The 13,273-nt window shown below is 42.0% G+C and carries 16 protein-coding genes; 10 read left to right on the forward strand and 6 right to left on the reverse strand.

Features of this window, described 5'->3' with window-relative positions:
• The first annotated feature begins 3 nt into the window (after positions 1–3).
• Together FTU64_RS07000 and FTU64_RS07005 are read left to right on the forward strand one after the other, a co-directional pair.
• A complete protein-coding gene (locus tag FTU64_RS07000; protein WP_078194230.1) occupies positions 4–1,143 on the forward strand; it encodes an ABC transporter permease in 1,140 nt (379 codons plus the stop codon).
• 13 nt (positions 1,144–1,156) lie between these two features.
• Complete coding sequence (locus FTU64_RS07005) at positions 1,157–2,896, forward strand: ABC transporter ATP-binding protein (protein ID WP_180059470.1); 1,740 nt, start codon at positions 1,157–1,159, stop codon at positions 2,894–2,896.
• Between the two features lie 50 nt (positions 2,897–2,946).
• Here FTU64_RS07005 and rluB read toward each other — a convergent pair whose 3' ends face one another.
• The 3 genes from rluB to FTU64_RS07020 are packed head-to-tail and all read right to left on the reverse strand — an operon-like array spanning position 2,947 to position 5,494.
• The gene (rluB, locus tag FTU64_RS07010) at positions 2,947–4,065 is read right to left on the reverse strand and encodes a 23S rRNA pseudouridine(2605) synthase RluB (protein WP_180059471.1); all 1,119 of its coding nucleotides are present in this window, start codon (positions 4,063–4,065) and stop codon (positions 2,947–2,949) included.
• A gap of 41 nt (positions 4,066–4,106) precedes the next feature.
• Positions 4,107–4,703 (reverse strand): SMC-Scp complex subunit ScpB, encoded by a 597-nt coding sequence (gene scpB / locus FTU64_RS07015; RefSeq protein WP_168379583.1) that lies wholly within the window; start codon positions 4,701–4,703, stop codon positions 4,107–4,109.
• Positions 4,700–5,494: a ScpA family protein gene (locus FTU64_RS07020; protein WP_078190062.1), complete on the reverse strand. Its 795-nt coding sequence runs from the start codon at positions 5,492–5,494 to the stop codon at positions 4,700–4,702. Before FTU64_RS07020 ends, scpB begins: the two co-directional genes overlap by 4 nt.
• A 339-nt stretch (positions 5,495–5,833) precedes the next feature.
• On the opposite strand from FTU64_RS07020, the gene FTU64_RS07025 reads away from it, so the two are divergent.
• On the forward strand, positions 5,834–6,553 hold the full coding sequence (locus FTU64_RS07025) for a GNAT family N-acetyltransferase (protein WP_180059472.1): 720 nt from the start codon (positions 5,834–5,836) through the stop codon (positions 6,551–6,553).
• Positions 6,554–6,567: 14 nt separating this feature from the next.
• On the opposite strand, the gene FTU64_RS07030 is transcribed toward FTU64_RS07025, so the two are convergent.
• From FTU64_RS07030 to FTU64_RS07040, 3 genes are all read right to left on the reverse strand, one after another.
• Positions 6,568–6,897 (reverse strand): hypothetical protein, encoded by a 330-nt coding sequence (locus FTU64_RS07030; RefSeq protein WP_180059473.1) that lies wholly within the window; start codon positions 6,895–6,897, stop codon positions 6,568–6,570.
• 103 nt (positions 6,898–7,000) lie between these two features.
• The gene (locus FTU64_RS07035) at positions 7,001–7,618 is read right to left on the reverse strand and encodes an L-threonylcarbamoyladenylate synthase (protein WP_078190059.1); all 618 of its coding nucleotides are present in this window, start codon (positions 7,616–7,618) and stop codon (positions 7,001–7,003) included.
• An 89-nt stretch (positions 7,619–7,707) separates the two neighbouring features.
• Positions 7,708–8,370: an elongation factor P hydroxylase gene (locus tag FTU64_RS07040; protein ID WP_180059474.1), complete on the reverse strand. Its 663-nt coding sequence runs from the start codon at positions 8,368–8,370 to the stop codon at positions 7,708–7,710.
• 97 nt (positions 8,371–8,467) lie between these two features.
• On the opposite strand from FTU64_RS07040, the gene FTU64_RS07045 reads away from it, so the two are divergent.
• The 7 genes from FTU64_RS07045 (at position 8,468) to FTU64_RS07075 (ending at position 13,266) form a co-directional block, all read left to right on the forward strand.
• On the forward strand, positions 8,468–9,025 hold the full coding sequence (locus tag FTU64_RS07045) for a DUF177 domain-containing protein (protein WP_078190057.1): 558 nt from the start codon (positions 8,468–8,470) through the stop codon (positions 9,023–9,025).
• A 77-nt stretch (positions 9,026–9,102) separates the two neighbouring features.
• Positions 9,103–9,285 (forward strand): 50S ribosomal protein L32, encoded by a 183-nt coding sequence (rpmF, locus tag FTU64_RS07050; RefSeq protein ID WP_004279227.1) that lies wholly within the window; start codon positions 9,103–9,105, stop codon positions 9,283–9,285.
• A gap of 205 nt (positions 9,286–9,490) precedes the next feature.
• The gene (fabD, locus tag FTU64_RS07055) at positions 9,491–10,471 is read left to right on the forward strand and encodes an ACP S-malonyltransferase (RefSeq protein ID WP_180059475.1); all 981 of its coding nucleotides are present in this window, start codon (positions 9,491–9,493) and stop codon (positions 10,469–10,471) included.
• A complete protein-coding gene (gene fabG / locus FTU64_RS07060; protein WP_078190055.1) occupies positions 10,468–11,202 on the forward strand; it encodes a 3-oxoacyl-ACP reductase FabG in 735 nt (244 codons plus the stop codon). Before fabD ends, fabG begins: the two co-directional genes overlap by 4 nt.
• An 85-nt stretch (positions 11,203–11,287) precedes the next feature.
• Positions 11,288–11,524 (forward strand): acyl carrier protein, encoded by a 237-nt coding sequence (gene acpP, locus FTU64_RS07065; RefSeq protein WP_078190054.1) that lies wholly within the window; start codon positions 11,288–11,290, stop codon positions 11,522–11,524.
• A 191-nt stretch (positions 11,525–11,715) separates the two neighbouring features.
• Positions 11,716–12,189, forward strand: a complete 474-nt coding sequence (gene lysM, locus FTU64_RS07070; RefSeq protein ID WP_180008199.1) for a peptidoglycan-binding protein LysM — start codon at positions 11,716–11,718, stop codon at positions 12,187–12,189.
• Positions 12,190–12,297: 108 nt separating this feature from the next.
• Entirely contained in the window at positions 12,298–13,266 is a 969-nt protein-coding gene (locus tag FTU64_RS07075; protein ID WP_180059476.1) for a hypothetical protein, read from the forward strand.
• The last annotated feature ends 7 nt before the right edge of the window (positions 13,267–13,273 follow it).

Raw genomic sequence — 13,273 nt, forward strand, 5'->3', positions numbered from 1 at the left:
CCTATGCTAGGAATATTCAATAAGACCAAAGCAACGGCATCAACACCTGCATCGACTGGCTTGTGGAAGTTGGCGATGCGACGCCTAAAGGCCGATAAATTAGCGATGGTGTCGTTGTTCGTTGTACTGTGCTATTTCGTGGTGTTGTTATTGTCGATGACAGGCATGGTTGCATCCAATTGGAATAAAGAAGTGGCTGTTAGTTATGCACCTCCAAGTTTTATTGGGGCGGAACTCAATGAAACAGCCAAAACCAAAGCATCAGCAGAAGATATGGCATTGCCTGAAAATCCTGTTGATCCTTTAAAAGATGTAATTGCTGAACTGAATGCAGAGATTGCGACTGAGCAAGGTGGTGCCAATGCAATTGACTACTATGGAGTTGTCGATCCACTAGCAGAAGATATGAAAGCGATTGATCAGCAATTGGGTGGCCATTTGTTAGATCAACAAAGCGAGCTAAAACAAACTTTACCGTTTGGTGCGGATAAATGGGGGCAGGATGTCCTGCAAAAAACCATTAAAGGTGCTGAAACATCTATTATTGTTGGCGTGGTAGCTGCATTACTTGCTGTCGTGATTGGGACAATTTTAGGGGCAATTTCTGGCTATTTCGGTGGTTGGGTCGATGATATTTTAAACTGGTTCTATAACATTTTTACCTCGATTCCGTATTTGCTCTTGGTTCTTGCGATTGCAGCTGTACTACAGCAAAAGGGGATCTTATCGATTGTCCTCATTCTAGGACTTACTGGGTGGACGGGGGTGTATCGTCTGATTCGTGCAGAGTATATGAAACATACTTCGCGTGAATATGTGCTCGCTGCCAAAGCGATAGGGGTGAGTCATTTTCGACGCATCTTTGTGCATATCTTTCCGAACGTCAGTCATATTGCATTGGTGCAAATTTCGATTTTAGTGGTGGCCTTTATTAAGTCAGAAGTGATTTTGAGCTTCTTGGGGTTTGGCGTTCCTGTTGGGGTTGTGTCATGGGGCAGCATGCTTAATGAAGCACAAAGTGAATTGATTTTAGGTAAATGGTGGCAACTTATCGCAGCATCTGTAGCGATGGCGGTTTTGGTTACGGCATTTTCAATGTTTACTGATGCATTGCGTGATGCATTAGATCCAAAATTGAAATAAGGAGGAGTAAAGGATGACGGAACAAAATCAAACTGTTAAACCAACGCTCCTCAGTGTTCAAAACCTGAAAGTGAGCTTTAAAGCCGAAGATAAAAGTTATATCGAAACGGTCAAAGGAATATCTTTTGACATTCCTGCCAATACAACTGTGGCGCTTGTGGGAGAATCTGGCAGTGGCAAGTCGGTGACCTCGTTGGCAACCATGGGGCTGTTGCCACGTGATCAAAGCCGTATAGATACGAGCAGTAAAATAGTTTTTGAAGGGCGGGATTTACTGAGTCTGTCACCAAGAGAAATGCGCAATATCTGCGGTAAAGATATTGCGATGATTTTTCAGGAACCGATGTCGTCACTCAATCCTGTCTTTACGGTGGGTGATCAAATTGCAGAAGTATTACGACTTCATCTAGGTATGGGACGTAAGCAGGCAAGAGCACGGACTTTGGAATTATTGAAGGAAGTGGGTATTCCTTCTCCTGAAACGAAAATTGATGCCTATCCTAGCCAAATGTCAGGTGGCCAACAACAGCGGGTCATGATTGCTATGGCAATTGCATGTGAGCCGAAGTTATTGATTGCAGATGAGCCAACCACAGCACTTGATGTGACGATTCAAAAGCAAATTTTAGATTTACTCGAAGCCTTGCAAAAGAAACGTGAGATGTCGATGCTGTTCATTACACATGATTTAGCATTGGTAAGCGAAATTGCCGATCAGGTGATTGTCATGCGTCATGGAGAAATCCGTGAACAAGGCTTGGTCAATGAAGTGTTGGATCATCCTAAAGATATCTACACTCGAGCTTTGCTCAAATGCCGTCCGCAGATGTCAGAACGTCCTTATAAATTACCGATGATCAGTGATTTTATGCGTCAAAATGGTGATGAGCTGATTGAGGATGTGCATTTATCAGAAGAAACCCGTAGACAACGAACGCGTGGTCTCACAGGTAATGAACAGATTATCTTAGATGTCAAAGACCTGAAAAAATCGTTTTATAGCCGCAAGGGTTTATTTGGTAAGGATGAATATCAGGCGGTCAAAGGTGTCTCGTTTCAACTGGCGAAAGGTAAAACGCTCGGGTTGGTTGGAGAATCTGGCTCAGGTAAAACCACAATCGGCCTTTTACTGATGCGTCTACAGGAAGCGACAGGTGGTCAGGCGCTGTTTGAAGGTCATGATATTTTGGCGATGAGCGAAAAAGAATTTACCCAATATCAGCGCAAAATACAGATCATTTTCCAAAACCCATATGCTTCGCTTAATCCACGTTTTACGGTGGGTCAAATTCTGATGGAGCCGATGCAAGTGCATCAGATAGGGAAGGATGATGCAGAACGAGAGCAAATGGCGTTTGATTTACTAGAGCGTGTCAGTTTGCCAGCCCAAGCATTTTATCGCTATCCACATGAGTTTTCTGGTGGTCAGCGTCAACGTATTGCCATTGCACGATGCTTGACCTTAAAGCCAGAAATTTTGATCTGTGATGAGTCTGTGTCTGCATTAGATGTTTCGGTTCAAGCCCAAGTTCTGAATTTATTGCAAGATTTACAAGATGAATTTGGTTTGAGCTATATCTTTATTTCACATGATTTATCTGTGGTGAAATATATTTCTGATCAAATCATGGTGATGAACCATGGTGATATTGTTGAAATTGCAAACTCGGATGAGTTGTATCGATCACCTCAGCATGAATATACCAAGCGTTTGCTGAGTGCGATTCCACAAACCACTGAACAATTTATTTAGTATTGGTATAAAAAAACCGCTCAAATGAGCGGTTTTTTATGCTTAAGAAATTAAAATTTCTTAAAGCCTTTGTTGTTTCCGCTAAATGCACGACTTGGCACAGAGTCATTACGACGCTCACGATTGCCATAATTGTCGTTACGACGTTCACGGTTACCGAAGTTTTCACTGTTGCGATCATTACGGTTATTGTTGAACCCTTCGTTGCGACGCTCTGAACGATTAAATCCATTGCCTTGGAAACCACCTTCAGTACGACCAGTACGACGTTCGCCACGGTTGTCTTGATAACCATTGCTTTGTTGTGGCAGGTTTTCGTCACTGTCACGACGTTGTTGGCGTAAGTAACCACCACGACGTGCTGCCATTGGTTTGTCTTGCATACGTTCAGTACGACGTTTAGCCATACCAAACAGGCCAGTACCTTGACGTGGTTTAAGCTCAACCGACTTGGTCAAGTTGTCGATATCTTGTTTATCTAGCTCGATCCAGCGACCAGTACGTAGTTCGCGTGGCAGAATTACTGAACCATAACGTGTACGTAAAAGACGGCTCACTTTTAAGCCTTGAGACTCGAAAATACGACGAACTTCGCGGTTACGACCTTCTTTTACGACCACTTGATACCAACGGTTAATACCGTCACCACCAATTTCAGAGAATGACTCAAATTTTGCTGGACCATCATCTAAAACAACACCTTGTAACATGTTGTTTTTTAATTGAGGAGTGACTTCACCCATGACACGAACGGCATATTCACGTTCGATTTCGCTAGAAGGGTGCATTAAACGGTTCGCCAGTTCACCGTCATTCGTGAACAGCAATAGACCTGTAGAGTTAATATCTAGACGACCCACCATTACCCAACGATCGCCGGTAATTTGAGGTAATTGTTCAAATACCGTTGGACGGTTTTCAGGGTCATTGCGTGAACAAATTTCGCCTTCTGGTTTATAGTAAATCAACACACGGCGACGAATTTCGTCTTCAATTTGGAACTGAACTTTACGACCATCGATGCGAAGCTCATCACCTGGTTCAATACGTTCACCCACTTGGGCAATTTGCCCATTTACGCTCACACGACCAGCGGCAATGACTTCTTCCATATAACGGCGAGAACCCAAACCAACGCGTGCGAGCACCTTTTGCAATTTTTCACTCATGACAGCATAACCTTAGAAATTATCATCAACAGTTCACCTATTTATGACTTCGGTGCATTCGCATCGAGGGCCATAAAAGCTTCCTTGGCATCCTGCAGGGGAGGCAATTGGCCCAATGAGGTTAGACCAAAAGCATTTAAAAATTGAGGCGTTGTAACTAACAACGCGGGTCGTCCTGGGAGTTCACGAAAACCAGATTCTTTAATCCAGTTCCAGTCAAATAACGTACGTAAAATTTGACTATTGTTGGTCACCCCGCGGATTTGCTCAATATCTGCGCGGGTTACCGGTTGATGGTAAGCAATGACAGAAAGAGTTTCGAGCAAGGATGGCGATAAACGAGTTGGTCGTTCAGGCCAGGTCTGTGCAATAATATTACGATATTTTGCACGTACTTGAAAACGGAAACCTTGAGCGGTTTCAACAAGTTCAATTGATCTGCCGTGTTGCAGCATTGAAAGCTGCTGCAAATATTGGCGTAATTCAGTTTTACTGAAACGGTCTTGGAAAGCCTCTTTTAAACGGGCAATACTCACTGCCGCTTCACTGGCAAAAATAATGGCTTCAAGCTGCATCAAAATTTCATGCAGATTATCTTCTGAAGTCACCGCAGTCATTTGTTTAAGTTCAGTGTTCATGCACGTGCTCCCTGAATTGCAAGCGGTGCTTCTACACCTGATGCGACAATTTGAACTTTTTGTTGGCGTGTCAGTTCCAACACGGCCATAAATGTCACGACAACACCCATGCGGCCTTGGCTTGGTTTGAGTAAGTCCGCAAAGTCTAATACTTCACCTGACTCAAGCTTAGTTTCAATATAAGCAATACGTTCTTCGAGTAAGACAGGCTCTTGCAAAATTTGGTGGGTAACTGGTTCTGGTCGATTAAAAACACAGAGTATGGCATCACGAAGTAATTGAATGTCATAGCCATCATTGGTTTCGACAATCGTTCCTAAACTGACATTGGTATCGAAAGTATCTCGATCCAATACCGACATTTGACCTAATCTTTCCGCAGCTTGTTTGATGCGCAAATACGTTTCTAAACGGTCAATTAATTCTTGTTTAGGATCTTGTTCATGTGCTGCGGTCGATTTAGGTTTTGGCAATAATAGACGCGATTTTAAATCGGCCAATAGGGCTGCCATCACCATATAGTCTGCGGTTAATTCAATATCTAGCGATTTCATTGCATCCATATAGGACAAATATTGGGATGCAATCGGGGCAATATCGACTTGTAATAAGTCGAAGCCATTTTTTTGAATCAGGTAAATCAGAAAGTCGAGTGGTCCTTCGAAATGCTCTAATAGAATTTCAAATGCAGCGGGTGGAATGTACAAATCTTCTGGAATAGCTTCTTGCCACTCATCCAAAACGCGAATGTGTGGAGCATCTTCCATAGAATTATGGACAGTTTGGTTCATTGCAATTATAGGCCACGCGAATTTTCAAAGGCATGCAGACAGCTTTCGCTTCGATCTCACATCGAAAGTAAAAGCACAAAAGTTATAGGGAATAGTGTAATGGAAAAATGCGTTTAAAGAAATTACTGAACGGTTGAATTGGGTAAAAAACTTAAAATTTATAGGGAATAGGCTTTATTTATACACACGTAAAATTTTAAAGCTGTGATATCGATCACATCTTGTGTTAATTATAAAAAATACACTCATCAATCCGTGAACTCATTTAAGCTGTGATGTCTGGATGATGGGCATCCTTCATGAAATGATTTGAATGAATTGACTAAAAGAATATTAGCTATGCCACAACAATATAATCAATGGGGTCAGGCCGTAGGGATGACGTTGGCGCAGTTTGAACCTAGCCAGTTCAGGTATAAAGCCGAAGAGGGGCAATCTGTTCGACTTATTCCGATGTTGCCCGATCAGCTTGATGTTAGTCTTTTACAGCGGCTATGGCAGACAGTACAACAAGAACCTGATGAAAGTTGTTGGACGTATTTGCCTTATTCTCAAATTCAAAGCATGCAGCAATTGCGTGATTATTTTCAGCAATCCTTTCATTTTGCCGGTTCGATACATTATGTCATTGAGGTTGGTGATGCCATTGTAGGATGGGTTGGTTTGCTTAATGTGCGCCCAGCACATGCTGTCATCGAAATTGGTAATGTCTATTTTTCAAGTTTAATGAAGCAATCAACCGCAGCAACAGAAACCATTTATCTATTGTTAAAAGCATGCTTTGCAGCAGGTTATCGACGGGTGGAGTGGAAGTGTGATGACTTGAACACGCCTTCGAAAAATGCTGCTTTGCGTTTTGGCTTTCAATTTGAAGGGTTGTTTCGTCAACATGTGATAGTGAAAGGTCGTAATCGTGATACTGCTTGGTTTGCGATGTTAGATCAGGATTGGCCAATGTTGTATCAAGCTTACGTAGCTTGGCTCGATACAAATAATTTTGATGAGCAGGGAGAGCAGAAAATTCATTTAAAGGAATTTATGCAGCTTTATTGCGTTTGAGCGAAAGCTAATTATCAAGGCTGTGAGTATGTTGGTAAGACTCTTTGCTCAAGTGCAAATTCGATGATGAGTTGGCACTGCGCTTGCGAGCAGAGATTTTGATTAGCTCTACGTTTAAACAGCGATTTGACCGTTGATGCATGCAGAAAGTAAGAAAAAGCCTGCGGCGGTGTTGTCGCTATTGGTGAAATTAAATTTTTATCAGATGCTGCCCTTAGTTGAGCCGTGGATTCTAAAGTCCAAGGCTCAGTGGCATATATAGCAAAATGATTGAGACTGCTTTGCTCGGAGACACTGAGGTCTGTCGCATTTTGCAGCTTTAGTAAAATCTGAAATAAAGTCATCAGGTCGATTCCTTTATCGAAAGGTAATTTAACCGCGCTTTGAGCAGATGACCTTTACATGCTGTGCCTCTGATCGGTAACAGCATGTATTTAACAGTACATGCTATTCAAAGGCACTGACATCACCGACACCACGGCGAATCACTTCAGGGTATTCACCTGCAAGGTTTACAACGCTAGTGGTATTTAAAGTACCTAAACCGCCATCAATTAATACATCTATTCGTTTGCCGATTTGCAGTTCAATTTCATAAGGATCATCAATCGGTTCTTTTTGGCCAGGTAAAATTAAGGTCGATGTTAATAAAGGCTCACCGAGTTCTTTGAGTAATAATTGGCAAATCGGGTTGCTCGGAATGCGTAGTCCAATGGTTTTCTTTTTAGGATGCATTAAACGGCGAGGAACTTCACTGGTCGCAGGCAAAATAAAGGTAGTGACCGCAGGGGTGTTATTTTTCAATAAACGATACATGGCATTATCGACTTTGGCATAAGTGGCAATGTCAGATAAATCTGCACAAATAATCGCATATTGATGTTTAGCATCGAGCTGACGAATTTGGGCAATGCGTTCCATGGCATTTTTGTTCCCAATTTGGCAACCGATGGCATAGGCGGCATCTGTAGGATAAACCACCACATCGCCGGCACGAATCCGTTCAACGGCTTGCGTAATTAAACGGGGCTGAGGATTTTCCGGATGTATTCTTAAATGCAACATGTCGTTTTCCTCTTATTATTAAAAGCTCTAGACATTATGTCGCGGTCTATTCGCTTTGTGCAACGTGAAATGCAGTCAAATTGTATAATTTAATCAAGCATTTCACGTTGAAATTCATTCGCCTGTAACATTTTGCCAGCACGTGTACAGTGGCAAATGCATTGGATAAAGCGCCAAGCATCGCGTGGAAGTTTGGCTTCACCTTTAAAATAAGCCTGTAATTGTGCATAGACATTATCTTTAAAGCTGCTGCCATCTCCTCCTTCACCAGTGAGGTTATCGAGTGATACACGAAACTTACGTCCAAAGGCTTTGGCAAATAACCATTCGATCGCTTGGGGCTTAATTTCTACCTGTTCAAAGAGGGCTTGTTGCTCTTTGCTGCGACCATCTGGTGCATACCAATAGCCTAAATCAGGAAGTAAACGGCGTTGCTCGCCAGCAATAGTCCAATGGCTAATTTCATGCAAAGCGCTATTGAAATAACCATGAGCAAATTGAATACGGGCAGGGCCGTTTGAATCAGCAGGAAAGTACTCGGGCTCAAAGTCACCTTTCACTAAGCTCACATTCAGGTGGGAAAACCAATGATTAAAGTGTAAGATGAGCCAATCGACGTGTTCTGTTTCTGTGGAAAGTTTCTCCCAAGCCGAGAGTTGCACTTGGTCGGCTGAAATGTCAGAATCAAGCGTTGAAATTGTGCTCATAAGTGATGAAACATTCACTTCTGTTTGCGGCTGCAACAGATGCATAACTTAAGTTACCCAAATGGTCTGTCTAAATAAGTACAAAATTGTATCTTAATCTTTGACAGAGTACTGATGAATTTGTAGAATTGCCGCCTTAATTATGTCAGCAAATACCTTTCCGGCACAGATTGAGCCGTTTAAATGGGCTGAACAAGGCTTTAAATGGTCAGGAACACTGCCATTATCTCGCTTTGTTCGTATTGCTCGTGAAGCTGTTGGATCAATTGATGATCAATTGATTAACATAGACTGTAAGCTATCAATGGATGCTTATCATCGCATTGTATGGCTAGATGGTCATGTTGAAACAAATGTTCCAATGGAATGCCAGCGTTGTCTGGATACTGTTGAGATTCCACTTGTTTTAAGTTTTCATCTAGCTCTTGTAGATGACGAGTCACTGATAGAGCGCTTGGATGAGGATGCTGATTTCATCGTTTTAGGTGAAAGTGAAGCAACAACCAAAGGTTCATATGATGCACCTGCGACTGCTGATTTACTCTCACTGATAGAGGATGAATTGTTATTGTTGATGCCTTTGTCACCTAAGCATGACGCTTGTGAACATAAGCATCAACCTGCCGCTGAAGAGCTTGTTGAAGAAAAACGGGACAACCCGTTTGATGTTTTGGCAGGTTTGAAGGGTAAACTTAACTAATTTTTGTGTTATACTCTTAAGTATAAGACAATCGAATTTGTTCTGATCCATTTTTTCGATCTTTGTAAGGAGCCATCATGGCCGTTCAGCAAAACCGTAAAAGTCGCTCTCGCCGTGACATGCGCCGTTCACATGACGCTTTAACCGAGAATGCATTAACTGTAGACCAAGCTACTGGCGAGACTCACCGTCGTCACCACGTATCTAAAGATGGTATCTACCGTGGTCGTCAATTATTCGCTAAAGCATCTGCTGAATAATTGGTGATGTATTAAGCGTCAAGCTTAGTAGAAAAAATGGGAGCGTTAAGCTCCCTTTTTTTGTACCGATTTTTTGTTGCATTTGGCAATTACCAAGACAAAAATTAAGTGTTAAATTTCCGTCCCTGAAACAAGCTTACATGGGATTGTGTTGAATAAATGTCCAAATAGCATAAATTCACCAGTCTTGATAAAGGATTTTTTTATGTCTGCTAAACAACTCGAGCAAGCAGCTCAAGCTACTAAAACTGCATTCGTGTTCCCGGGTCAAGGGTCACAGAAAGTCGGCATGCTCGCTGAACTTGCAGAACAGTTTAGTAGTGTGCAAGCAACATTTGCAGAAGCATCAGAAGTAGTTGGCTTTGATCTTTGGCAAATTGCGCAAAGTGGTGAAGGGTTAAACCAAACAGAATTTACTCAACCTGTACTACTGACTGCCAGTATTGCTTTATGGCGTGTGTGGTTAGAGTTAGGTGGTGTTGCACCGAAATACCTTGCAGGTCACTCATTAGGTGAATACAGCGCCTTGGTTGCTGCGGGAGCGATGAGCCTAGGTGATGCCGTTAAACTGGTGAACCTACGTGGTCAGTTGATGCAAAGTGCTGTACCTGAAGGTCAAGGTGCAATGGCGGCAATTTTGGGTCTAGATGATGCCAAAGTCATTGAACTTTGTGCTCAAGCAGAAGGCCCAGGTTCAGTAGATGCTGCAAACTACAATGCACAAGGTCAAGTTGTCATTGCGGGTGATAAAGCCATGGTTGAAGCGGTTATGGCTGCTGCTAAGGAAAATGGCGGTAAGGCAATTGCACTTCCGGTTTCTGTGCCATCGCATTGTGCATTGATGAAACCTGCTGCTGAACAGTTTGCGACAGCATTGGAACAAACTGCCATTGAGCTGCCTACTATACCTGTAATACAAAATGTAGGCGCTGAAATCGCGACTGATGTAGCGCAATTACGTCAGGCGTTAACTGCACAGTTATACCAATCTGTACAGTGGACAAAGACCATGCAGTATTTGCAAGACCAAGGTATTCAGTACATTGCTGAATGTGGTCCGGGTAATGTCCTTGCGAATCTCGCAAAACGTTTGCCAAATATTGAAAAAGCATTCCCACTCGACACGAAAGGTCGTATGGAAGATGCACTGAATGCCATTTTAGTGGCAGAAGGGAAAATTGCATGACACAAGAACGCAAAGTTGCTTTAGTAACAGGTGCGAGCCGAGGGATTGGAGCAGCAATTGCTCAGCAATTGATTCAAGACGGTTATTTTGTTGTAGGTACTGCAACTTCAGAAGCGGGTGCGGAAAAATTATCTGCTGCTTTTGCTGAAAATGGTGCGGGTAAAGTTCTAGATGTACGTGATGCAACTGCAATCGATGCATTGGTATCAGACATTGAGCAAAACTTTGGTTCTGTATTGGTTTTAGTGAACAATGCGGGTATTACCAAAGATAATTTGTTACTTCGTATGTCAGAAGATGATTGGGATGACATTCTCAACATTCATTTGAAAGCCGTTTATCGACTTTCTAAACGTGTTTTAAAGGGCATGACCAAAGCACGTTTTGGACGAATTATTAATATTAGTTCTGTGGTTGCACATTTTGCTAACCCAGGACAAGCAAACTATTCTGCTGCAAAAGCAGGGATTGAGGCCTTTGGTCGCAGCCTTGCAAAAGAGATGGGAAGCCGCCAAATCACTGTGAATGCAGTGGCTCCGGGCTTTATTGCAACAGAAATGACAGAACAGTTAAGCGAAGAAATTCGTAAAAAGATGAGTGATCAAGTGGCTTTAAACCGTTTAGGTGAGCCGCAAGATATCGCAAATGCCGTAAGTTTTCTTGCTTCTGAAAAGGCAAGTTACATTACCGGAACTGTATTACATGTAAATGGTGGTTTATACATGAGCTAAGCGCTCAAGTATAAACTTTCAAAACGATTTAGATTCAATTAAACTAACGGCATTAAAAACGCCACAAGCAATGAGGAGAATTCCTGTGAGCGATATCGAACAACGCGTAAAACAAGCAGTAGCTGAACAACTTGGTCTTAAAGCAGACGAGATCAAAAACGAAGCTTCTTTCATGGATGACTTAGGTGCAGACTCTCTAGACCTAGTTGAATTAGTTATGTCTTTCGAAAACGATTTCGACATCACTATTCCTGATGAAGATTCAAACGAAATCACTACTGTACAATCTGCAATTGACTATGTTTCTAAGAAACTAGGTTAATTTTAGATTTCAGCGATGCTGATTTAAAAAGCCACCATTCGGTGGCTTTTTTTATGCTGAATATTTTGTTTTTACATTAGCTTACGTTTCTGTCACCAACAACAACTCAAAAGCGGTTATTTTTTAGCTATAAAAATAGAGTTTGAACAATAGTTAAATTATTTAAAACAGTAAAAACAACGGAGAAAAACATGGGTCTTTTTGATTTTGTAAAAGGAATTGGTAAAAAAAATACAGCGCCTGCAGAACCTCAGGCAGCGCCAGCAACACCTTCTGAACCATCTGCACAAGAAATTGCCAATAAGTTATTGGGTCATATCAAAGCACTGGGCTTACCTGTAACTGGCTTGTCTGTGAGTTATAACGGGACTTCAGATCTAGCAACAGTGAAAGGTCAGGTGCAAAGCCAAGCAGATCGTGAAAAGATTATCTTGGCGGTAGGGAATATTGATCATGTGGCGCAAGTGGATGATCAGTTGACTGTAGCAACGCCAGAACCAGAAAGTAAATTTTATACAGTTAAATCAGGCGATAATCTTTCTAAGATTTCTAAAGAATTTTATGGTGATGCAAATCAATACAATAAAATTTTTGAAGCAAACCGTCCTTTGCTAAAAAATGCCGATGACATTTTCCCAGGTCAGGTGCTTCGTATTCCTGCATAAATATTTGTGTTTAAAGTAAAAAAAGCCATCTTGTGATGGCTTTTTTTTGTATGCGTGAATGGTGAAGTTGAATATAATGCGGCTGAAATAATTCAAAATAAGAAATCAATGAAACAAAAAATCATCTTTATTTTCTTGCTGTTGCTTGCAGTTGTTGTGTGTTTTTGTCTTTGGCTGCGGTGGGATGAGCGTATTGATCCTCGGGTGCTCAAGTGGCAGCAGTCTGAAATTTCTTATCATTCAAATTACACACAAGAGCCGTATTTTAACTTGCTTGGGCTGAATGCCGCAGATCGGTTTTCGGCATTGAATGTTGGGCGCTATCGTTATCATCAAGATTGGGCATTTAGTTTGTTGGGGCAAGAGCATCAGAATGTTTTGGGCCAGCCATTGAATGCGAAGCTAACACGTGAAAAGTGGTCAGAAGAACAGACGAATTTAGTTGCGGAGTTTCAGCAATTGCTGGTCGATGATCCTAAGGCAGCTAGCGCATTTGTTGTTGAGCATCATCAGGTGCTCGGTGCGCTGATACAGCAAGAAAAGGTGCCGTTGCAGCGCTTTAACACATGGTTGCAGCATGCAGACCAATACCGCAGTTTAAGTATGCCGAGCAATTCCGCATATCCAGACTTTAAGTATTTAAATCAGTTGGCGATCCTTTATCAGATCAATATTGCGTTAAATAAAGAGGATAAGCTGGATGCATATATGGCTGAATATCACAGATTGCAGCAGATACTTGAGCGCCCGATCTCATTGGTTGAAAGGATGCTGATTCAAAGCTGGCTGGCACGTTATGTTCGAATTATACGTAATGAGCAATTAAAGACTGGACAAGTTGTTTATTTAGAGCCTTTAAGTGCCAGTCAGTTAAGTTTGCGCTCAGCAGCGCAATTGGAAGCCTATGGCGTATATGCGGTGTTGAAGCAGGTGCAGCAATCATTGGGCTGGAATACCTCCTTGATGTATTGGTTGTATTTGCCAAATCAAACTGTAAATCAATTGTTTAAGCAATATGAAGAGGCGGCACAGCTATCTGAGCTTTCTTATGATTCGTTTAGGATGCAGGGTGGTTAAAAACAGG

It is taken from the genome of Acinetobacter sp. YH12128, assembly GCF_013418655.1.
Lineage (GTDB): Bacteria > Pseudomonadota > Gammaproteobacteria > Pseudomonadales > Moraxellaceae > Acinetobacter > Acinetobacter amyesii.

Coding starts and splice junctions, on each gene's coding strand:
- FTU64_RS07005 (WP_180059470.1), top strand. CDS start 1,157: ATGACGGAACAAAATCAAACTGTTAAACCAACGCTCCTCAGTGTTCAA.
- FTU64_RS07075 (WP_180059476.1), top strand. CDS start 12,298: ATGAAACAAAAAATCATCTTTATTTTCTTGCTGTTGCTTGCAGTTGTT.
- FTU64_RS07020 (WP_078190062.1), bottom strand. CDS start 5,494: ATGAACCAAACTGTCCATAATTCTATGGAAGATGCTCCACACATTCGC.
- FTU64_RS07035 (WP_078190059.1), bottom strand. CDS start 7,618: ATGTTGCATTTAAGAATACATCCGGAAAATCCTCAGCCCCGTTTAATT.
- fabG (WP_078190055.1), top strand. CDS start 10,468: ATGACACAAGAACGCAAAGTTGCTTTAGTAACAGGTGCGAGCCGAGGG.
- FTU64_RS07000 (WP_078194230.1), top strand. CDS start 4: ATGCTAGGAATATTCAATAAGACCAAAGCAACGGCATCAACACCTGCA.
- FTU64_RS07025 (WP_180059472.1), top strand. CDS start 5,834: ATGCCACAACAATATAATCAATGGGGTCAGGCCGTAGGGATGACGTTG.
- fabD (WP_180059475.1), top strand. CDS start 9,491: ATGTCTGCTAAACAACTCGAGCAAGCAGCTCAAGCTACTAAAACTGCA.
- FTU64_RS07030 (WP_180059473.1), bottom strand. CDS start 6,897: ATGACTTTATTTCAGATTTTACTAAAGCTGCAAAATGCGACAGACCTC.
- FTU64_RS07040 (WP_180059474.1), bottom strand. CDS start 8,370: ATGCATCTGTTGCAGCCGCAAACAGAAGTGAATGTTTCATCACTTATG.
- FTU64_RS07045 (WP_078190057.1), top strand. CDS start 8,468: ATGTCAGCAAATACCTTTCCGGCACAGATTGAGCCGTTTAAATGGGCT.
- lysM (WP_180008199.1), top strand. CDS start 11,716: ATGGGTCTTTTTGATTTTGTAAAAGGAATTGGTAAAAAAAATACAGCG.
- rpmF (WP_004279227.1), top strand. CDS start 9,103: ATGGCCGTTCAGCAAAACCGTAAAAGTCGCTCTCGCCGTGACATGCGC.
- rluB (WP_180059471.1), bottom strand. CDS start 4,065: ATGAGTGAAAAATTGCAAAAGGTGCTCGCACGCGTTGGTTTGGGTTCT.
- scpB (WP_168379583.1), bottom strand. CDS start 4,703: ATGAACACTGAACTTAAACAAATGACTGCGGTGACTTCAGAAGATAAT.